At 44.9% G+C, this 23,767-nt stretch carries 9 protein-coding genes; 7 read left to right on the top strand and 2 right to left on the bottom strand.

The genetic code is table 11. The features are described from left to right. Nucleotides 1-24: 24 nt before the first annotated feature. From AC3EBE_RS22800 to AC3EBE_RS22780, 5 genes are all read left to right on the top strand, one after another. Entirely contained in the window at nucleotides 25-3,756 is a 3,732-nt protein-coding gene (locus AC3EBE_RS22800) for a chitobiase/beta-hexosaminidase C-terminal domain-containing protein (RefSeq protein WP_488597322.1), read from the top strand. Nucleotides 3,757-3,922: 166 nt separating this feature from the next. Then, nucleotides 3,923-4,960 carry a hypothetical protein gene (locus AC3EBE_RS22795; protein WP_488597321.1) on the top strand — a complete coding sequence of 346 codons (1,038 nt, stop codon included), beginning with the start codon at nucleotides 3,923-3,925 and terminating at the stop codon, nucleotides 4,958-4,960. Between the two features lie 372 nt (nucleotides 4,961-5,332). After that, nucleotides 5,333-15,271, top strand: coding sequence for an S-layer homology domain-containing protein (locus tag AC3EBE_RS22790; protein WP_488597320.1), 9,939 nt, complete (start codon nucleotides 5,333-5,335; stop codon nucleotides 15,269-15,271). Nucleotides 15,272-15,649: 378 nt separating this feature from the next. Continuing rightward, on the top strand, nucleotides 15,650-16,837 hold the full coding sequence (locus AC3EBE_RS22785; RefSeq protein WP_488597319.1) for a C39 family peptidase: 1,188 nt from the start codon (nucleotides 15,650-15,652) through the stop codon (nucleotides 16,835-16,837). A 19-nt stretch (nucleotides 16,838-16,856) separates the two neighbouring features. Next, nucleotides 16,857-17,321: a hypothetical protein gene (locus AC3EBE_RS22780; RefSeq protein ID WP_488597318.1), complete on the top strand. Its 465-nt coding sequence runs from the start codon at nucleotides 16,857-16,859 to the stop codon at nucleotides 17,319-17,321. Nucleotides 17,322-17,452: 131 nt separating this feature from the next. Here the strand turns inward: AC3EBE_RS22780 and AC3EBE_RS22775 are convergent, their stop codons facing one another. Next, on the bottom strand, nucleotides 17,453-18,085 hold the full coding sequence (locus tag AC3EBE_RS22775; RefSeq protein WP_488597317.1) for a hypothetical protein: 633 nt from the start codon (nucleotides 18,083-18,085) through the stop codon (nucleotides 17,453-17,455). Nucleotides 18,086-18,383: 298 nt separating this feature from the next. On the opposite strand from AC3EBE_RS22775, the gene AC3EBE_RS22770 reads away from it, so the two are divergent. Then, nucleotides 18,384-22,430 (top strand): S-layer homology domain-containing protein, encoded by a 4,047-nt coding sequence (locus AC3EBE_RS22770; protein ID WP_488597316.1) that lies wholly within the window; start codon nucleotides 18,384-18,386, stop codon nucleotides 22,428-22,430. A 71-nt stretch (nucleotides 22,431-22,501) separates the two neighbouring features. Further along, on the top strand, nucleotides 22,502-22,867 hold the full coding sequence (locus AC3EBE_RS22765) for a hypothetical protein (RefSeq protein WP_488597315.1): 366 nt from the start codon (nucleotides 22,502-22,504) through the stop codon (nucleotides 22,865-22,867). 66 nt (nucleotides 22,868-22,933) lie between these two features. Here the strand turns inward: AC3EBE_RS22765 and AC3EBE_RS22760 are convergent, their stop codons facing one another. After that, on the bottom strand, nucleotides 22,934-23,725 hold the full coding sequence (locus AC3EBE_RS22760) for a hypothetical protein (RefSeq protein ID WP_488597314.1): 792 nt from the start codon (nucleotides 23,723-23,725) through the stop codon (nucleotides 22,934-22,936). Nucleotides 23,726-23,767 lie beyond the last annotated feature (42 nt).

Raw genomic sequence — 23,767 nt, 5'->3', positions numbered from 1 at the left:
ACCTCTTAAAAGGAGAATTCATTAATGATGAACCGATCGAAAAGGAAGTCATTAAATATCGTGTTGACGCTGGCACTAGTCGTTAACCTGTTCCTGCCTTTTATTTCTCAGGAAGTAAAAGCGGCTACTGTTGCTTCTGATCTTTTCATTTCTGAGTATGTGGAAGGGTCAAGTAATAATAAAGCGATTGAGCTTTATAACGGAACTGGACAAGCGGTGAATTTGAAAGATTATGTGGTTGAGCTCTATGTTAATGGTCAAACTACAATCAATAGTTCACTAAACTTCAGTACCTTAACAGATGCAACACTTGAAAATGGCAAAACATTTGTAATTGCTAATGCAAGTGCTAGTGAAGCTTTAAAATCAAAGTCTAATTTGACAGCTAGCATCGCTAACTTCAACGGTGACGATGCACTAGTTTTAAAACATAATGGAACTATTATTGATTCTTTCGGACAGGTAGGCTTTGATCCAGGAACAAACTGGGGAACCACTGTTAAAACAGCCGATCAAACCCTAATCCGTAAAAGCTCTGTTATTTCCGGTGACGCAAACCATACAGATGTTTTTGATCCAGCAGTAGAGTGGGACAGCAATCCAATTGATTATTTTGATAATCTTGGCACACACACAATGGATGGCTCATCTGAGGCCCCAACAAAAGTTTCAGCAGTAACTGCTTCTGTAAAAACAACATCCGTAAAAGCAGGTACAGCTGTAGAATTATCAACGACAACAGATGGCGCGAAAATCTACTACACAGTAGACGGCTCTGAACCTACAACGTCTTCTGAGGTATATTCAGCACCAATCACGATCAATGAGGATACAACAATCAAGGCATTTGCTGTAGCAGATAATCTTGAAAACAGCGATGTTGCAACTTTCGCTTATACTGTTTTACAGCATAAAACAATTTCTGAAGTAAGAACATTAAATCCTGGCGATTACGCACTTACATCAGGTGTTGTAACTGCAGTTCTAGGCAAAAACATCTACATTCAGGATGAAAATGCAGGTATAGTTCTTTACGGAACGGTAAGTGTACAGCCTGGTGATGAAGTAGAAGCAGTTGGTAAAGTAGCTGACTACAATTCACTTTTAGAATTGGAAGTTTCTTCTGCAGACGTTAAAGTTCTTGGCAAAACAGAAGTTCCGGCTGCAAAAGAAGTAACCGCAACTGAACTTTCTGAGCAGTATGAAGCAATGCTTGTAAAGGTAGGCAAATCAAAGGTTGAGAGCTTCTCTGGCGGAAACTATACCGCTGTTGATGCAAGCGGCTCTTATCAGGTTCGTCCAGGAACTCAGGAATGGTTAGAAGTAGGCACTAACTACGATTCAATCACAGGCGTTCTAGGCGCTTACCGTGATGTATACCAGCTGATTCCTAGAACAGAATCAGATATCGTCCTTGACCCTAGCTTCGTTCGTCCAGTTGAGGCAACTCCTGGTGCAGGCTTTGTCCAGACAGGCCAAGAGGTAACTCTATCTACAGACACAGAAGGCGCAACTATCCACTATACGACTGATGGCAGCGAACCAACAGCCAGCAGCCCAGTGTACAGCACGCCAATCACTGTAAATGCAGATATGACCATCAAGGCTTTTGCTGTAAAAGAAGGCCTTACAAGCAGCAAGGTTTACACTTACGACTACATCATTCAAAAAGATGAAATCCGCATCCACGATATCCAGGGTGCTGGACACTTCTCTAAATATGAAGGTCTGACTGTGAACAATGTAGAAGGTATTGTAACGTATGTTGTCGACAAAAATAACTTCTACATGCAAGATTTAAATGGTGACGGAAACGACAAGACAGCTGAAGGTATTCTGGTTTATAAGAGCGCCCACGGATTTACAGCTGGAGATGTTGTCAAAGTAACAGGCCAGGTAAAAGAATACTATATCGAAGGCTACGATGACCGTTTTGAGGTAGACCTTCCATCAACTGAAATCAATGCTACTACAGCTGTAAAAGACCGTACTGAAGCCCTTCCTGCTCCAGTAGTAATCGGTAAGGATCGTACAGCTCCAACAGATGTAATCGATAATGATCAATTGAAAGATTTCAATCCAGCTGAAGATGCTATCGACTTCTACGAAAGCCTTGAAGGCATGTACGTACAAGTGGATGATGCGAAAATCGTTGCTCCACAAAATTACGGGGAAGTAGTCGTAATCCCAGGTTCAATGGAAGCAAACACTTCAGCAGGCGGTTTGCGCATCACTGAAGGTGACTTCAATCCTGAAAGAATTACCATTGATATGAACGACGATAAATTCGTTGCAAAAATGGGCGACAGCTTCAATGGCTCCATCAAGGGTGTCATGAGCTACGGCTATAGCAACTACAGAATTTTAACGAAGAAAACAGAACTTCCTCCATTAGTTGAGGGAACAAATGCACGTGAAATCACTTCAATCGTACCAGCTGACGGTAAACTGACAGTTGCGTCTTACAATGTTGAGAACTTCTCGCCAAAGGTAGACCCAGCGAAGGTTCAAAGACTTGCACAAGCAATCGTTACAAACCTAAAGTCACCGGATATCCTTGGCCTGACAGAAGTGCAGGACAATGATGGCCCGACTGACAGTGGTACTACTGATGCTTCACAGAGTGCAGCATTATTGATTGAGACAATTAAATCTCTCGGCGGTCCTACTTATAAGTTTGTAGATATGGCTCCGAATGACAAGCAGGACGGCGGACAGCCAGGCGGTAACATCCGTGTAGGATTCCTATACAATGTGGACCGTGGTGTGGAATTAATGGAAGCACCTAAAGGAACTGCAGACCAGTCTGTAGGCTTTGAAAATGGCAAGCTGACATTGAACCCAGGCCGTATTGACCCTACAAATACAGCTTACAAATCAAGCCGTAAATCACTTGCTGCTCAGTTTAAATTCCAGGGCAAGAGTGTCATTGTTGTAGCGAACCACTTCAACTCAAAAGGCGGAGACCAGCCGTTATTCGGTAAGAATCAGCCACCAGTATTGAAGAGTGAAGTACAGCGTATGGAAATTGCGAAAATCGTAAATGGATTTGTGAAGGATGTAAAAGCAAAGGATCCTAATGCGAACATCATCCTATTAGGTGACTTCAATGACTTTGAATTCTCTAATCCTTTAAAGACTCTAAAAGGCAATGAATTAACAAACATGGTTGAAAAGGTACCTGCTGACCAAAGATATTCTTACTCTTACCAGGGTAATGCTCAAGTACTTGACCATATCCTTGTGACAAAGAACATGGAAGCAGCAACAACAGTTAACATGGTTCACATCAACTCTGGATTCATGGAAGAGCATGGCCGTGCAAGTGACCATGACCCACTGATGATCCAGACGGACCTGAAAGCTGTTGAAAAGGTATATAGCAAGGTCTATAACCTTACTGGTTTCAAAACGAAGAAACTAGTGGTTGGCACAACAAACAGCTTGGTCAACGTTGACAGCACTTCAGTTATCAGCGAAGGCATCTGGCTGAAAAAATCAGCAACTTTAAATGGTGCAGGACTTGAAAACACACTTGTGGTAATCAGCCCGGCAGCAGCTGGAACTGTCATCGACCTGAGCGGTGCAAAAACAAAAGCAGTATTCATCGACAATGCAAATGTCACTGAAATCCATGGAGCAGAAAACGTTCAGTCATGGGATGTTAAAGCAGGCGTAGACACATCTGCAATCAAATTCTATGACTCCGAAGGAAACCTGATCGAATCACCATTCAAAGTGGCAGCAGCAAGCTAAAAAAAGGACGGTCTTGCCCAAAGCAAGACCGTCCTTTTTTGGAACATGGGGACGGTTCTCGTGTTCCATTCTGGAACACAGGAACCGTCCCCACGTTCCATCCCCAGGCGAAGTATTGTATAATTATCAAGACTCGAAATAAGAAATCATACTTAGGTGAAAATACATGACTTATAAAGCTTGGGCGATAAAGCTGATGGTAACTCTGGTCACGCTGATTGCCGCGGTCGGGGGATTCAATTATTGGATGGATCCGATGTGGATGTATGGCGGGGCGCATAAATTCAATGATTACCAGGATACGATCAACGAACGCCAGCAGAAAACGAACCGGATCAAGTTCCAGCCCTTCAGCCCGGATACGCTGTTGATCGGCAGCAGCCGCAGCACTTATATCAATCAATATGAATTTGAAGGCATGGATGTCTACAACTATTCAGTTGCCAACATGTCGGTGCAGGAATATGAAAGCTATATCCAGTTCGCGAAGGAGAACAGCGATACAGAAATAAAAACGGTCATCCTTGGCCTGGATTTCTTTAAATCAAGCCTTACGGAAAGCAAAGCGCCTATGACTATAGCTCCATATACCGGCAAATTGGACGAGCCGTCTTTCAGATGGAAGAATCTCATAACCTATGATTTAACGAGATACTCCTATTATAATTTTATGGCTTCTATTAAAAATGAGCCAAAGTTCGTCCGCACTTACGATCGAAAGAATGTAGCCAAGACATTCAGGCTCTCAGAGGAAGAAGCGGCGGAAGAGCTCCAAAAGAAAATCGAGAAGTTCAAGGAAACATTTTACGGCGATTATCAATACAATCCCAACTATAAGAACATCATGCAGAATTTAATAGATAAAAACCCTGATACCAGATTCATAGTCTACACAACGCCGATCTCTGAACCGCTGTTCCAGGCGCTGATAGAGTCAGGAGCGTATCCACACTACGAAAAGTGGCTCCGCGAAATCGTAGGCGTCTTCGGTGAAGTCTATAACTTCATGGACATCAACACCGTCACAAAAGACACATCAAACTACTTCGACGGCCACCACTTCTACCCAGAAGTAGGAACACTCATCGCCCACCGCCTGAGCATGAACAACCCGCCAGACGTCCCAAAAGATTTCGGCAAAAGAATCACCAAAGAAAATATCGACGAATACCTGGAACATGGGGACGGTTCTCGCGTTCCATAATCTTGCCGAGTGGAACACAGGGACGGTTCTCGCGTTCCATAATCTTGCCGAGTGGAACATGGGGACGGTTCTCGCGTTCCAAATTTGCTCAAGTAAAACATATGGCAGAACAATTCGCTAGATATAAATGTTCTCATTAAAAAACCAGTCTATACACGTTAAGGCACCTCCAAAAACCAGGGAGGTGCCTTTTTGGAACGAAGGGACGGTTCTTGTGTTCCATCCGCCACAGGCGGTGGAACATCAGAACCGTCCCCATGTTCCGCCTTTTTATGTCAAATTTACTAAAAACTTGTCAAAATGCATACCCTATGGCCCTATATAATGCTATAATTTACCTGTTGTTTAATTAGGGATATAGGAGGAAAGTCTGTGGGGAAAAAATTAGATGCTAGAAAGAAAAAATTTATTGCTGCTTCAGTAGCCACTGCTGCGGTAGCGACGGTAACAGCTCCAGCGATGGCCGAGGGAAAATATTTTACAGATATTTCTCCAAAGTTCTTTGCATATGAGGAAGTAATGGGACTGGCAAATGCCGGAGTAATCAATGGATATGGTGATAGTACTTTCAGGCCGTATCTGACAATCACAAGAGGGCAGACAGCGATGATGCTGGCAAGTGCACTTGAGCTTCCGGCAGCACCAAATACGAAACAATTTTCAGATGTAAGCAAAAACTCTCCGTATTACAATGCGGTATCTGCCGTGGTACAAGCAGGCATCATCAAAGGCTACGGTGATGACTTCAGGCCGCACGCGACACTTACGCGTGAAGAAATGGCTACCATTATGGTCAGAGCCTTCCACTTATCCGGGAAAGCACAGGTTCAGGTGCCTTTTACGGACCTTATGACAGTTTCTCCAACCCACCGTAAAAATGTCGAAATACTTTTCCAAAACGGTTTGACAATGGGTAAAGACGGAAAAACGTACGCACCGAAGGAATCGGTAACAAGGGTACAGTTCTCCATGTTCCTGTACAGGCAGCTTAAGGATAGCCTGAAAGAGACCCCTGCACCGCCGGTGGTTAACCCACCTTCTGATGGAGGACCGATTATCACCCCTCCTCCAGGTGAAGTAGTTCCAACCGAAACAATCGAAGCAAACATCTTCGATGGCATGCAGATATACAACAAAAACTACATAATCAACCCATCCGAAGAGGCAGCTGTATTCGGAGCAGATCACGCAGGGACCAATGCAGTCGTCAAAGGGAACATAACTGTAAAAGGATCTCTTGAATTGAAGAATCTCACAATCGAGGGAACGCTGATCCTGGATCCAGGTGACAACGGTGAAGTTACACTGACCAACGTCAATGGTGCTAAAATTGAAATCCTTTCAGGTAAGACAGGTACAATCACATTCAGCGGCGTGAATTCAGCCGAGGTAGTCGTCAAGGACGAAAATGGCATCAAACTTGAGACAGATGGCACAAGCACAATTGGCAGTCTGGAGATCGCTCCTGAAAACGGATCCGAAGTCCAGCTGGCGGGTAACTTCAACGAAACAGATATTATCGTAACAGAAGAAACAACATTGACAGCAAAAGAAAACTTCGTTGCCTCATCCCTTGAAATCAAGGTGAATAAGCCCGACAGCGAAGTGAAGCTGAACGCTGAGACACCTGTGGAGCTTCCGCCTATCACTGTAAGCAGTGGTGTTAAGCTGAAGTCTCAAACTGCTAATATTTCAGCTCCAAAGATCAGTGTAAATGTGGCTGAATCAAACCAAACTGTTGAGCTGGAGGGCCCTCTAGGCAATCCAGAGGTCGTGGTTGAAAAGCCAGTTACTTTAACCGTCGATACGCCTGTCAGCAAGGTAACAGCAAAAGCAAATGTTTCCCTTGAAGGCAGCGAGGCAGCAAGCATTAATGAATTGGAAACAATCGCTCCAGAAGGACAGAAGGTAACCATTAATTCTGCGGACGCTGAAGTTCAGAAAGCATTAGATGCAAAAAAAGCAGAAAGCATCCAGCTGGCAAAGTCAAAAATTGAAGTGCTGAAAGGCCAGACAAATCCTTCACTCCAAGCGATCCAGGAAGCAGACGCACTTGTAAAAACAGCAATCTCTTTGGGCGCTGTAATCGAGGACTTCCAAAAGGGTGAAATCAATCTTTTTGACGTATTAATAGATTTAAAGACAGCTGCAGAGGAAAAATTAGCTGCACTCGACACACTGGAAGCGAAGCTGCTTGCCCTTCCAAAACCAGAAGCACTAAGCAGCTATACCGAAGTGAGCATCTCCAGACTTGAAAAAGCAGTCCAGGAGGCGAAGGCAACGGTTGGGGCTGTAAAAGCATTAGGATTGGACCCGACAACTGTAACGAACTACAGCCGTCTGGCTGCAGCAGAAGCAAGAGTCCAGGAGCTCCGTACAAGCTACGAGCAGGCGAAATCAGCAGCCATCACGGCTCTTCAAGCATTGCCTGAACTTTCTTCTATAACAGCAGCAAACCTGGATGCAGCGAAAAAAGCAGTTTCCGATGCGAGCACAGCTGTAGCGACTGCAAAGCTGAAAGGCGCAAAGGATACAGATTTCATCGTGAACAATGTGAATCTGCTGCAAAAATTGAATCAAGTTTCGACCAAAATCAAAGAAGTGGAAGCAGCATACCTTGCAGCGAAAAGAATCGCACTTAATGATGCCATCAGCAAAGTGGCGTTGATTCCTGCAAAGGATCAAATCACAGTACAAAATCTTGAGGATGTCCGCCAAAATGTTACAGCTGCCCGTACAGCTGTAGAAGCCGCATTGACACTCGGCATCACGAAGGAAGAAATCACAAACCTAAATCTGTTGATTGAAGCGGAAGCACAAATCAAAGCTCTTGATGACGCACGCAATGCAGCCGTAGCAACAGCAAATGAAACTATCGCTCAATTGCCAGCTGCAGCAGAGGTGACACTTGCTAACATCGAGGATGCAAAAACTAAGCTGGCAGCCGCTGAAGCAGCCGTATCAGCTGCAAAAGAAAAAGGCGCTAAGGATGCTGATTTTACCGGCTTAGAAAAGATTGCTGCCGTTAAAGACCGCATTACAGCCCTTGAAAAAGGAAAGCAGACAGCAATCCAGGAAGCAGTGGCAGCTTTAAGCCAGATTCCAAACACAGCAGATATTACTGCAGCCAACTTCAGAACGGTAAAACAAACCGTCGCATACGCAAAGGAAAAGGTAGCAGTTGCGAAGGAACTTGGCGCTGCAGACGCTGAATTGACAGGACTTGGAAAAATTGCCCAGGCTGAAGCGAAAATTGCAGACCTTGAAGCAGCACTTGCAGCAGCTGTAAATGAAGCGAACCAAAAGCTAGCCGAGATTCCAGCGGCAGCTGAAATCACATATGAGAACATGGAAGCTGTATCGGAAAAAGTGACAGCAGCGAAGGCAGCAGTAGAAGCTGCCAAGCAAAGCGGTGCTGTAGATGCTGACTTTACTGCTCTAAATAAAATCCAGGACGCAGAAGCGAAGATCGCCCAACTCCAAGCGGAAAAATCAGCTGCCATCACAGCAGCGAACAATGCCCTGGCAGCGATACCAGCATCAGAAACTATTACATTCGAAAACTATAAAGATGCTGAAGCAAAAGTTGCAGCGGCAGAGGCAGCTGTGGCAGATGCCCGTACAAAAGGCGCGTCAGACACAGACTTTACTGGCCTATCACGCATTGAAGATGCAAAAACAAAAATCGCTGCTCTTAAGAAAGAGCTTGCTGATGCCATCACAGCAGCCAACACAGCACTTGCGGAAGTGCCGGCAGCTGATACAATCACATTTGAAAACTACAAAGCAGCCCAAGAAAAAATTGCAGCGGCTGAAGCAGCAATGGCGGCTGCACGTCAAAAAGGTGCAACAGAAGCAGACTTCGCTGGTTTAGAACAGCTTGCAGACACAAAGGCTAAAATCGCAGCACTTGTAAAAGAATTAACTGATGCCATCGCAGCAGCAAAAGCAGCGCTAGCAGAAATCCCGGCTGCGAACACAATCACTTTCGAAAACTACAAGGCAGCAGAAGAAAAAGTGGCAGCGGCAGAAGCGGCAGTAGAAGCAGCCCGTGAAAAAGGCGCCGTGGACACAGACTTCACTGGATTGGCAAAGATAGCAGAAGCGAAAGCGAAGATCGCAGAACTGTTAAAAGCCCTTGAAGATGCAGTCACAGCAGCGAATGCAGCTCTTGCTGAAATCCCTGCAGCCGATACAATTACCATTGAAAACTACAAAGCAGCGGAAGAAAAAATCACAGCAGCAGAAGCAGCAGTGGCGGCTGCACGTGAAAAAGGCGCCGTGGACGCAGACTTCACAGGCTTGAATCAGCTGACCGAAGCAAAGAAGAAAATTGCAGCACTTGTAAAAGAACTCAATGAAGCAATTACAGCAGCCAACGCAGCGCTTGCTGATGTACCAGCTGCAAATACGATCACAATCGAAAATTATAAAGCGGCTGAAGAAAAAATTGCTGCAGCAGAAGCAGCTGTAGAAGCGGCTCGTGCAAAAGGAGCTGTGGATACAGACTTCACTGGCCTATCACGTATTGAAGAAGCGAAAACAAAGATTGCAGCGCTTTTAAAAGCATTAAGCGACGCCATCACAGCAGCTAACACAGCGATCGATGCATTGCCTGATCCTCCAACCATCACGGCAATCAGCATTGAAGATGCGCTCAACAAGGTAGAAGCAGCGAAGAAAGCAGTACAGGCAGCAAGAGATAAGGGTGCTGTAGACGCTGACTTCCCTAATCTTGATAAAATCGCAGCGGTAGAAGCGAAGATTAAGGAATTCGGTGACCTGAAAGCAGCAGCCATCACCGCAGCAAATGAGGCACTTGCATTGATTCCGGATGCGGAATCCATCACGGCAGAGAACCAGGCAGAAGTCAGAACATTGGTTCAGCGTGCTCAGTTACTTGTTGCGGAAGCAAAAGGAAAGGGAGCAGTCGATGCTGATTTCACCAACCTTGACAAGCTTGCGGCAGCAGTCGAAAAGCTTAAGGAATTTGAAGGGGAATACAACCTGCCAGATTGGAAGAATCCGCTTGATACATTAAAATTTATTAATGATAATGTGGATACTTTCACTAGCGAAGAGCTCGATAATACCCTTGAGCATGTATATGTAAAAGGTGAATTCGAAACATACAGGCAAGCAATCAAAGACATGAAGGCTTCCAAAGGCCGTGACCTGACCTTAAAGGAACTCGAGAATATCATCCTTAACTTGAATATGCAGTTTGAGAAAGAAGGCCTGGCTGCAATCAATAGCAATCCAGAATCCATGACTTATGAGAATCTGGAAAAAGTAATGCCGTGGATTTCTTACTCTGAGTTCAATCTTGATCTGGCTGTCCTTGGCGCTAAGCTTGCAGACCAGATTGCTGAGAAGGGGCCAGTTTCCTACCAGGAGATTGAGACAGTACTGGATGAAATCCTGCTGGAGAATGCTCTTTCTGACCTTGAAAAGCAGCAGTCAGCCCTGTCCGATAGCTCTATTTATGAGATCGTCAATGAACAGCATATCAATGTGTATCCGTTCCTGATTCAGGCTTACCGTGAAAAAATGGCACAGCATGTGGCTGCAAATGGATTGATGACACCGGAAATCCTGGTTCAGATTGTCCAGCAGGTGAATGATGCAGCAACAAACAGTGCAATGGAGATAATCAAGACCAATCCTTCAGCAGTAACAATAGCTGACCTGGAAGTCCTTCATTTCTTTAATGCTGATACTTATTTGATCAATCACTACCGAGAGGCACTTCTTGAAAAGAAGAACCAGATAACTGGTACCTTGACAATGGGAATGGTTGAGCAGGTCATCGATGAGGTCAACAAAGCGGCTTATATGGAGGATATCAATTCCGGAGGCGAATTTTTCCGCAGTCTTTACAATTTGCTCGATTACAAGGAATTTGATTTCACATTGCTTGCGGAGTACACAGAATCCATCAGGGAAGCGCTGGCCAACGGACCGCTTACTTATGAAGAGCTGATCAAGATCGTTACTGGTGCAAATGAAGACAAGAAAGCTCTAATTCTTGAATTCATTAATAACAACCCTCAGGCTGTGATCATCAATGATTTAAGGGATATTGATCTTGGCTATACCTATCTGGATGTAGATGCAATCCAGGATTACCGCGATGCGCTGGAGGCAGCTATCAGCCAGAAACAAGCTCCATTGACGGAAGAGGAAATCGGTTCAATCGTGTCTGACGTCAACACCGAAAATACACTGGCAGCCTTGAACGCAGATCCTTTTAGCGCCCAATATAACAGGGTAATGTACCTTCTCGAAGGTTCATACCACTATGAGATTTGGGATAAGTATCTTGATGCAATCGATGCAGCTGTCAAATCGGGCGAAACGATTACAGTGGATAGCCTGAATGAAATCGTCGAAACAGTAAATACGCAAGCAGCAGATGAATATTTAAACATGATCATTGAGAATCCGGAAAAACTGACCTTGAGCACGGTCGGGATTGCCTTCCCGAACTTCTGGATTGTTCACGATTTGATTGATGAATACCGCCAGGCAATTGCCGAGCTGAAGCTGAATTCAACAACTCCTTTAACGAGAGCTGACATCGAACAGCTTATTATGAAACTTAATCAGGCAGACCGCCTGGTAAAACAAGAAGCGGTACTGGCGCTGCTAAATGATAATCCTGAAAGTGTAACGCTAAGCGACCTTTATAATTTAGGCATCGCTTTCCGATTTGAATTGTATGAAGAATACAAGCTTATGTTCATTGAGAAACACGGACAGGGAGTCGTCTTTACGATTGAAAAACTGAGGGAAATCATTGAAGCTGTTGAGACTGATTATATTCTTGAAAGAGTCAATACAGATCCTGCTACTCTTGAATACTGGGAATTGAGCCTGGTGAGCTATGAAGTAAGGATGGAATATCTTGCAGAATATAAAACTGCCATCATAGATGCTGGCTCCGAGCTTACACTTGATGAGCTTGTAGCTTTGATCCAGGATGTAAATAATCAGATGGCATTCAAGAAAATCGAAACAGCTCCTGAGACTCTCACACTTAGCGACCTGCAGAAAATCTATGGCTGGGAACTCGCGAAATACGAGAATTACGATGGCTATATGGCAGAAATCAAACTGGCAATCGAAGCAGGGGAAACATTGACGGTAGATAGCCTGAGAGATCTGATTGTTAAGGTGAACAATAGAGTGATCGACGCGGCGCTGAAGGATATCAATGACAACCCGCTGACATTTGCGTTCGAGTCGCTGGATGTACTGTTGAATACTTACCTGAACGAAGCGTGGCTTGATTTTTACCATGAAGGTGTCAATGAAGCGAGAGCAAACGGAGAACTGACCGTGGCACAGCTGCGCACGATTATTGACCAGGTCAACCAGAATGCCCAGGAAATGGAGCGGGAGAGAGCGCTTGAATTCATCCTTTCAAATCCTGAGACATTCACAGCGGGTGATTTGGAACGAGCAGGATTCTGGGAAGCAGCTAATCGTTATGGCCAGTATATTGACCAGTTCCGTGCAGCCATTAAGAATATGATAGACACGGACGGAACAGACCTGACTTTTGATGAGGTCAATCAGCTTATCTACCAAACGATTAATGAAATCAGGCAGGCTGAGAATGATGCTGTTCTTGATAAATTGGTCAGCAATCTGGAAAATGTGACCTTCAGTGATCTTGATAAAATCGTTCCGTATATCGTCAGGGCTGAATACTTCAATCAATATCTAGCTGAGCTGGAAAAGCTCGTCCAGAATGGAAAGCCTGCTGCAGATGAAGTGCGCGAACTTGTAAGATCCGTGAATAAGACAGAGGCGCTTGCACAAATCAACGAAGGTGTTGAAGTGACACGCCAGATTTTATCGGATGCTTTGACAGATGAAAACTTCTATTGGATTTATGATGAGTTTTTCACTCAATACAACCAGGATATAACGGCTGAAATTGAACAAAATGGGGCTCTTGACGCTGCCACTCTGATAGAGATCCTTACAAAGGTCAATCAGGAGCAGGGGCTTGGCTATATACTAGGAAATCTTTATACATTTGATAGGGATGACTTAGGTACTGCTGTCGGCTCCCTGATGCTTTGGAATGTCGATATTGAGCTGTATCGCGATGCGATCATTGCTTTGGCTGATTCAAAAGAAACCGTGACAGTGCAAGACCTGATCGATGCTGTCATTGGTGTGAATGAAAGATTCCTGCTTGATGAAATCCAGCAAAGCCCATATAACGCGCAAATCCATATCCTCAGGGATCTGCTTGGTGATACAGATGGTGAGTGGATTAAATACGAGTATAGTGAACAGTACAGACAGGCCATCGCAGACTTCGTCTACAGTCTGCCGGCAGGTGAGCTGTTGACTCTTGAAGATCTGAGGAATATTGTCACGTCCGTAAATGGAGCGAAGGAAAAGGAATTGCTCGATGCAATCAATAAGGATCTCTATGGCTTTGACATGGATGATCTATGGCAAGTTGTGGATCCAGAACTATTAAACTATAGCAATCTGGAATATTACAGAACTGCTGTACAGGAAATGCACGCAGAGCTGGGCCGTGACCTGACAGCGGAAGAAATTGCTGAGGCCGTGGTAAAAGGAAATGCTGCTGCTGAGCAAGCCCTGCTGGATGCAATCAATCATCATCTGACTGATTTTACTTATTACGATTTGTATGAGTTGTTCAATTATGATTCTATCGACCTGAACGCAGACATTTCATTCTACAGGGAAGCGATCCAGGCGATGCATGATAAGCTTGGCCGCGACCTGACAAAGGCTGAGATTGCCGAAGCGATCGCACAAGGAAACGCTGCTGCGGAACAGTCTTATCTTGATGCAATCAATCATAATGTCGAAGGCTTCGATTACTATGATCTTGAAAAGGTAGTAGATTATCAGCTAGTCGTATACGGCGATATCGATTTCTACCGTGCCGTGATTTTGGCGATGCAGCAAGACTTGGGCCGTGACCTGACAGCCGAGGAAATAACTGAAGCGGTTGTCCAGGGCAATCTTGATGCAATCCAGGCTGCACTGGATGAAATTAATAAAGACGACACTCAATTCTCATCCTACCACCTCTACAAGGTGCTCGGACCTGTTGAGGAAATCAAGCCGGATAATCTTCAGTTCTACCGTACTGCGGTCAAGGAGATGCGCGGAGAGCTGAAGCATGACCTGAATGCAGAGGAGCTTCTTGAAGCCGTAAAACGAGGCAACCAGTATGCAGTAGACCAGTATCTGTATATGATCAACAACGAGCCTTTTAATCTATCTCCTGGTGAATTCCAGATTTTCTTGGGAGACAGCGCAAAAGTCCTTGGATCCCGTATGCAGTCATACACGAATGAGATCCAGGCGCAAAAACAAACGCTAGGCAGAGATTTAAATAAGGCTGAAATTGTCGCCGTGGTGATAAGCGTCAATGAAACGCTGTTAGCCGCTCTTGAGGATGCGGTCAATAATAGCCCGGAAACCCTGACACTTGATGACCTGAAAGTAATTCACTTACTATATGATGGATGGTTCGATACACGCTTCCGCTTATACCAAATACAATTCATGAACCATAAAGCAGACGGCGGTGCACCTCTTTCTGCTGAACAAATTGCTTCCATCATGGAAAATGTAGATAACACAGGCGAGCATATGTATGCCTTCATCTTGCCGCAGGATTCTTACCAAGCCGGTGACCAGATCGAAGTCGAACTGATAAAACTTTATTATGGCGGTACTGTTTACCTAGTTCCAAAAGGTTCAGATTCAGAGATGACAGTTGATGAGTTGGAGAACTTGGTAACAAGCGGGCTAGGCGTTAAGGCATCAGACCCTGACGGCACAGGAACAGTATATCTTGATACAGCTTCCTTGCAAGCTGGAGAGTATGTAGCCTATACCGTTGATGTGAATGGTTATACATCCACACCTTCCAATAGCATCACACTAGAAGGCGGAACTGCCGTTGACACAGGAGATGGAGAACAGCCAGGAACAACAACAGCAACCATGCAGCTAAACAAGCTATCACCAGCTGAATTCGAAGTGACGGTGACAGACATGGATCAGAACCTGGATGCAACAGCTCTCGACACAGTTGAAGTCATCGTCGAAAATGCATACAACGACTACATTACAGTGACCCTGACTGAAGATGGTGAAAACACAGGAACATTCAAAGGCAGATTCACCTTCAGCAACGTCACAGACGACAACGCAGACATCATCGTCCAAACATACCTAGTTCAAGTAGCATACGCAGACAACGGAGAACCAGCAAGCGTAGTAAAAGAAATCACGAACTAATGGAACATGGGGACGGTTCTCGCTTCCAAATTTGCATAAGTAAAACATGTCCACAGAATCAGCAGTATGAAAGCTTTCCTGCTAAAAATAGTTAAGCGTAAGGCACCTCCCAATCGACAGGAAGGTGCCTTTTTGCAATCCAAAACGCGGTTCTCATGTTCCAGCCGCCCCGGGCGGTGGAACATGAGAACCGTCCCCGTGTTCCAAAGGGCTGGTGTATTTTTTCCTATTAATCTAGAGAAATCATATGACGCATAAAAGAAAAGTGAGTCGAATTTACTTAATTTTTGGTATTTTCTGTAGTTTTCAATAAATAAACATGCTACAATACTACTGTAATTTATTTACAATAAATACATAAAAAGGAGAGTGTATTGAGTGTTATTTAAAAGAAAAGTTGTGAATGCAATCCTGGTTTCTAGTTTATTAGTTGTCCCGTTGTCCCATGTATCTGCTAAAGATTCAGGTAAAGTAGCTGAGGTTGTAGTTTCCCAGGAAGTCAGTCTGGAAGATGCAAAGAAAGCAATAGAAAATTACATTAACTCAGAATCATATCTTGCGGCTCTACAAGGAGGGATTATATCCTTTAAAGAGAATCTTTATGATACGGAAGATAATTTAGTTGGCTACTATTTTGAAGTAGACTCTACAGAGACGAAGGGATACTTCATAACCTCGGCTGTAGATACGATTGACCCGTTCATTCAGTATGGAATTGATGGGAACCTTTCTGAAATGTTAAGCCAAAAAGGTGAAAATCAAAAAGTGTATTATTTTGGTGCTATGAAATTCCATTTTGCAGAAAGCGGGAAGGAGTTAAAGCACAATTTCGAAAAAGCTAAAAAATCTACAATTGATAAATTGAAGGCAGAAGGTAAGACAGATCAAGAAGAATTACAGAGATTAGAGAAACTGGAGTTAAAAAATATCAAAAGAGGCGATAAAAAAAGCCCAGGTTGGAAAAACGTTTTAGAAGGCAGCCAGAATAATGTTATTTCTGCAGCAGCAACTTCTTATAAAGTACTGGCTGTGGACAGGATTTACCAACGTGCCTCAGGAATCAACAATCCAGGTTCAGCATGTGGGGCAACCACGGCTGCAATGATCATGGACTATTATTACGATGTTATGGGTTATAGCGTGCGTGATAATGCGTATTATGGCTCATGGGCAAATCTGGTAAATCACTTGTATAATGAAATGGGAAGCACTTGGATAGGAACTTCACTTTCCATGTGGAAAAGTGGTGCCCTAACCCATGTACGTCATACTAGTTCAGCATGGGGCGCAAGCCAGTATTCTGATGCAGTGGGTTATAGTTCAAAATTCATTGCAGCAATCGATAGCAGTGATCCTGTCGCTATTCGTTTCGATCGTTTTGATGCAGGAGGCTCAACTATTGAATATCATTTCGTAGCAGGAATTGGTTATAACAAAAATGGAAGCTATACTGGTGATTTACATGTAGCTTACAAGGATCCGGATAACGGCAGTACAAATACAGGCACCCACTGGCTGGACTGGACTGCTGATGATGATGATTTCGGAATTGCTTACCTTTACTAAAGCATAAGGAGAGTTTAGTATGAGATTTTGGTCAAAGGGAACGGTATTGTGGCTGGTACTTTCAGTTATATTTATTTACTTAGTAGATTTATTTACAGTTAGCCCTAACGTCACCTCAGGAAACGGAAATTTGGGGCTATTAATAGTGGTGCCGGCGTTCGTTGTCTTTCTACTTTTGGCTAGAAGTTTGTGGAGAGGTTTAGACAGGCTCGAGTTAGCTTCGAATACTCGGTCGATAATCGGCTTAGGTGCTCTTGTACTCTTACTGGTCTTTTGTTATCTAGAATATAATTTTATTATAAATCTAGTTAACGATTTAGGAGGTTCTCCTGAAGTAGAAGCCTCGAAAATCTACCGTTATCCTTGGCTAAATCAGTATACAAATACCATCTTCATTAACTTATATACTTTTGGTATTTTAGTAACTGGAGTCACTTTAATAAAATTGATCTTTAAGAAAAAAACAGTTACCAACCAAAAATAACGTGGAACATGGGGACGGTTCTCACGTTCCAGAAATTCAGCCAGAATACAGGTTAAAGTGCCTTAATAAAGACAAGGGAAATGATCTTCATTTCCCTTGTTTTAACTATGAACAACAGTCTTTTATAAAGCTTATAAAGCCTGTAAGGATTTTAATACAGTTTGATATTCCTTTATCTTTTGTATTCCGAGAATCTTTGTATAATCAGAAGTTAAGAATGTAATGAATTCATCTAAAGAAAAGGATTTAATAATAATTTCCGCTTCCTTTAATTCTTCAAAAGTTTCCACGTAATCAAAACCTTCATGTTTTGTCATATATACAACTCCTGCTTTATTAAAAGCCTTATGACTAGCCTTTAATAGATCCTTTAGATGGTTATTATAGGTTGTGTTCGTCATATCATGACGCACCATTGCCAAACAATCATAAAAACGCACCATATTAATGATTAGATGATTTTGGTCAATCATCTTATAAGCTGGCGTTAATTCATAAGGTTCTGTATCTAGCTTGTGTTTCAAACGCTTTTCTTTTAGTTGATTCAATCTCATTAATTCAACTTCCTCGCGAAGATAAATCCCTTTTTTCACTTCCTTTAGTAAGTTCTGTTTTTTTAAAGCCAGCAGTCTTTGTCTGGAAATAGCCAGACGTACCAACACTTCATTTGAAGTAAGTGTGTGCTGTTCAATCAGCATGGTTAAAATTTCGCTGCGGCTCTTATTGAACAACTCCTCCAGCTTCTGTAACTCAACCGTTGACATATTACCCACCCTTTCTATTTACAAAGTAAATAGTTATTATTTTCTTTAATTATAATCTTATCTATTTACTTTGTAAATAGATATAAGTGATTGAATTGGAAAATCTCAAATAAAGTAAAAATGCTCTAAAAAAGACCAAATTCAAAACGGTTCTCATGTTCCGCCAGCCGCCAGGCGGTGGAACATGAGAACCGTCCCCACGTTCCAAATTTTTTTCTCCACAACAAGGCAGGAGGAATCGTTCCTAATAACGAACAATATAATATGTATCTAAGAACAAAATCTAGGGGGAGTGAAAGTGAATTTGAGGTTTTCCAAGAGAAGAAAGAATCTGTTTTCAGTCGTGCTGATTGTGTTCCTGATCATGCAGTCGCTGTCAGCAGTGGCCCTGGCCAGCCCGCAGAAGGGGTTCAAGGACCTTCCAAAGTACCAGAAGGAGATTGGCGAGCTGGTAGAGCTCGGCATCATCAACGGCTATCCGGACAACACGTTCCGGCCGAACTTGCCGATCACGAGGCTGCAGGCGGTCACGATGATCGCAAGGGAAATGCAGCTCGACACGAAGAACCGCCCGAATCCAAACTTCAAGGATGTAAAAAAGGGCATGCCAGGCTATGAGGCAATCGCTGCTGCGGTAGCGGAAGGCATCATCACCGGCAAGGCCGATGGCAATTTCGATCCGCAGGGCAAGCTGTCCCGCGCCGAGATGGCCAAAATTCTCGTCAAAGCATACAACCTGAAGGCACCGGCTACATACAGCAAAACGTTCAAGGACGTCCCAAAGAAATACTGGGCACACGACTTCATCAAAGCCATCGCCGCAAATGATATCACAACCGGGTATGGAGACGGCACATTCCGGCCAGGAGCCCACATAACAAGGCTTCAATTCTCGCTTTTCCTGTCACGCTACATCAACGGCATCAAGAAAGCAGAGCTGGCGGCCCTTTCGCAGAAATTCACCCTGAAAACCTCCAAGAGCAAAATCACCTATGGTGAAAAAGTCACCCTGACCCTCGAAGCAAAAGACATAAAGGACATGACCTACACAGCCAGCTGGGATGCTACCGCCGGCAACCTGACCGTCGCAGCCGACAAGCAATCGGCGGAATGGACGGCCACGAAAAACAATACGCAAACCGATACCGTAATTGTTAAAATAGAAATAAAAACAAAAGGCAAAAAATACCTCATTGAAAAATCAGCAGCGATTTCCGTTGAGAAGCTTCAGGAAACAACCGTCACGGACAGTGATGCTGACGGCCTTTCCAACAACCAGGAAAGACAGCTTGGCACCGATCCGGCTAAGCCTGATACGGATGGCGACAAGCTGAAGGACGGCGAAGAGGTCAACACCTACAAAACGAACCCGCTGCATCCAGATACAGACGGTGACCGCCTCACCGATTACTTTGAAGTCATGGCAAAAATGCCGGCTAAATTCGATCCGCTAAAGCCAGACTCAGATGGCAACAAAGTCCCGGACAGCGCCGAGGACTATGACCAGGATAAATTGATCAACGCCCTGGAAGAAGGGGCAGGCACAGATCCATTCAATCCTGACACCGATGGCGATAAGCTTGCGGACAGCTATGAGGTTCTTTACCTGTCCGATCTTTCTCCATTAAAACCTGATACAGATGAAGACGGCGTTCCAGACCCGCTCGAGGACTTTGACGGCGACGGCATCACGACAGTCCAGGAACAGTTGCTCCTGACAAATCCATTATCAGATGATACAGACGGCGATGGCCTGAAGGACCAGGAAGAGGTAGGCGTCTATAAAACAAATCCGACAATGGAAGACACCGATAATGACCAGCTCGATGATGCAGCTGAAATCAAGTTCGGCACCAATCCGCAAAACCCGGACACCGATGGAAATGGCACACTCGACGGTCTGGAAAAAAGGGAGCAGACCCTGAAGTCCGATGCACAGAATGTCCAGCTGACATTTGCAGCAACAGGCGATGCGACCGAAACGACGTTGATAAAAGAAGATAAATCTGTCAGCAGCCTCGTAGGTGCTGCCGGCGTTGTCGGCAAGCCAGTCGACATCACCACATCATCCCTGTTTGACAGCGCAACGCTGACAATCCAATACGATGCCAGCCAGCTAAATGGCATCCAGCCTGAAAATCTAAGAATCTTTTATTTCAATCCAAAAACCAACCAGCTGGAGCCAGTTGAAAACCAGCAGGTGAATACGGCGAATTCAACAGTTTCAGCAACACTGACTCACTTCTCTACTTATGTCCTGGGTGATTTAAGCCTATGGGCAAAGTCATGGGAAGAAAACACGAAGAACCCTCCTGCACCAGGTCCAGGGGGAGAAGAGGAGAAGCCGCTCGACCTTGTGCTCGTCATCGACAGCTCAGGCAGCATGTCCAGCAATGACCCGAACGATTATCGCCTGTCAGGTGCAAAGGAAGTCATTGATTCCCTGAAGGCGGGTGACCAGGTAGCCGTTGTCGGCGACCGAGGAGCGGTTGTAGACTTCGACAGCTGGGCAGTCCTTCTTCAGGAACTGACCGAGGATAAGGAAGCTTTGAAAGACGCCGTGGATAAAATCGACTCATCTGGCGGTACGGACATTGCGGCCGGCGTCACCATCGGCCTTGCCGAGCTTGAAAAAAATGGCCGCACGGATGCGGATAAGGCAATCATCCTGCTGACTGACGGGGAAGGCTATTACACACACACCCTGACAACGAAAGCGCAGCAGATGGGTGTCAAGATTACGACAATTGGCCTTGGCGAATACATCGACTTCAACCTGCTGCAAAAAATCGCTGACGACACTGGCGGCGACTTCTACCATGTTGAAGTAGCAGAAGACCTTGAAATCATCCTCGAGAGATCAAAGGATCAAATCGACAACGATGACACAGATGGCGATGGCCTGCCGGACTGGGTCGAAAAGCTGGCGGAGTCGAATGGTGGCTTCATCCTGAAGAACACCTTCCATATTCCGTTCACCGACATCCAGATTCCATACGAAAATAAGTTCATCACCAAGTTTGATGCAGCCGATACTGATGGCGATGAAGTCAACGACGCGGATGAGCTTGGAGGCCTGAGCAATATTTTCGTCAGCGCCAACAAGACGAAAGTATATTTAAAAGAATATCCGCGCAGCAATCCGAATATCGCTGATACAGACGGAGATAACGACAATGACAAATACGATGACAAACCATTAAGGGAATACATCAAGCCAGTCGTCCTCCTGCACGGCATCCGTTCGAATACGGGCGATACATGGGGCGGCGATGCCTGGGTCGACAATGGCAATCTGTCACTGTTTGCCGGCCAGAATGAGCCTGATTTTACAAAAGATGTTCCAAGCTATCTGACCGCGACGAAAACAGCGTACAGCAAAGGTGACAACCTGACCTACAGCCACCTGGATGCCCAATATATCAAAGAGGTCCGGGCGAACTCGCTTGCAAGACATTTGGAGATGCAAGGCTATGATGCGAACGAATCCATCTTCGTCTTCAACTGGGAGAACATGGACCATGTCCTGTATGCAGCCCAGCATCTTGAAGCATACCTGGAAAATCTGATAGCGAATTACCTGCCAGATCAGGATGTCGACGTGACGAAGGGCTACAGCCAGGAAACGAGCTTCTCGCTTGTTGGCCACAGCGCCGGCGGCTTGGTGTCGCGCACCTATATCGAAACACTGCAGGACAGCTCTGACCCGATGATCGACAATCTGGTAACAGTCGATACACCGCACTACGGATCCGATTACCTGAACAATGGCGGCATCTGCGGATTGGTCACCGAAGACCTGGACCGAGAAGACAGCGACCTGTTCTATTCGAATCCAAGCAGCTGGTGCTCGGATTACGGCCAGGAGCAACTGAACTATGATAACAAGGGTAGCACAAACTACTATTTCTTCGGCGGCCTGATCGGAAGATACTATGAAATGGTTGACGATATCCCTGGTGACAGAGTGCCGCCTCGCAAGGTGGATAAGTATTATGTCCCTAGCGACAAGGCGCCGATCATGCTGACATTCGGCCCACAGGGTAAAAGTAAAACCGATGATGAGCTATTCTCCGATATTAAGAGAGAGCTAGGAAAGCATGGCATTACCGTACCGGATGAAAACAAAGACGTGCTGAGTGAGAAATATTTCGGCGACAACATCGTCACCCTCGGCAGCCAGCTAGGCATCCCGGCTGACTTCCAGAGAGGAAACGAAGCAGGGGTGGATGCAGTAACCTACGACCAGGCCATCGTTGTCGTCGGACGCCCATCCCACTCATCACACAGCGACATGACAAAACTCGAAATCGTGTACGAAAAAATTAACGAATTAATCAAATGAAACAAAGGGACGGTTCTCGTGTTCCAGAATGGAACACAAGAACCGTCCCCACGTTCCAAAGGAGTCTGGTGATGATGAAGAAGCTGGTTCTGCTGCTGCTTGGTGCAGCCTTTATAGGATATGAATATATCATATACGCCCTCACGGGCACACTGGTAGTACCGCAGGAGTATGAAGCAGCCTATAAGACTCTCACCCTTGTACTTCTCATTACGACGATTATTATTCAGGCAGCCATCTTCCTGACCAGGCAGGAGCAATTCTGGAAGGCAGCGGCTCTCCAGGTCATGAGCTTTATTATGGTTGTATTGGCAGAAATGATCGCCAAAGATTACTTTCACAACCAGGTCACAGCCTATCCGGACTGGAGCGGCATTATGATGTTCGGGGCAATCGAAATAGCACTATTGACGGCGATCATCTATATATGGAAATAAACAAAGGGACGGTTCTCGCGTTCCACTGGTCTACGACCGTGGAACATGAGAACCGTCCCTGCGTTCTTATAGCGCGGCCTTCGCTTTCTCCAGCAATGCGGATTCGCGTGCTTCTTTGGCGCTTTCGTATTGTGTTTTGAATTCGTCTGCTTCTGATGCGCTGAAGCCTCTTGCTTCGAGGTCATTCACAAGCGCTCCGTATAAATAATTGAAGGTTTCGTCTGTATTTGCTTCAAGTGCTTGTCCAGCAGTTGTGTACTTTCTATAGAAGTAAGTGATCGAAACGGATTCTCCGTTCTGCTTCTTCGTGCTGTACTCGGAATAAGCTGCGCCAACCAATGCATCAATTTTGGCATTTGCCTGTGCCTGCAGGTCCTCAAATGAAGGGCGGTAAGCTGCCTTGATGACTTCAGCTGTGATTTTCTTTTCTGGCTGCTTCTTAGCAACTGCATCCTTCTTCTTGCCCTCAGTTGACTTAGCAGAAGTGTTGCCAGACTTAGAGCTTCCAGAACCAGTTGTAACATTTGTATTTGAATTAGTAGACTTACCAGAAACAGTCGCCGTGCTGCTGTCGCTGTTAGAGCCAGCGGATTCGGCAGCACTCTTAGCGGTAGTATCTGATGTACCTTCTGCACTTTCTCCATCAGCAGCATTACTCTCTGCATCGCTGCTCTCTTCTCCATCTACGACACTATCAAGATCAGGAAGATCAACTTTATAATCATTCTTCGTGATTTCCTCTACCTTTTCATCGGCAACGTCATATTCCTTCACATTCAAATAATAATATAAAACACCTGCTGTTCCAGCGAGCAGGACAAGGACAGTGGCAATAGCAATCTTAAATGACTTCTTCATTCTTTGGTGTTCTCTCCTTTGAGTTTACTAATATGTGAAAAA

This window comes from Mesobacillus sp., assembly GCF_057785455.1.
The sequence above is the reverse complement of the archived record's forward strand: the minus strand, read 5'-3'. Positions and strand labels throughout refer to the sequence as shown.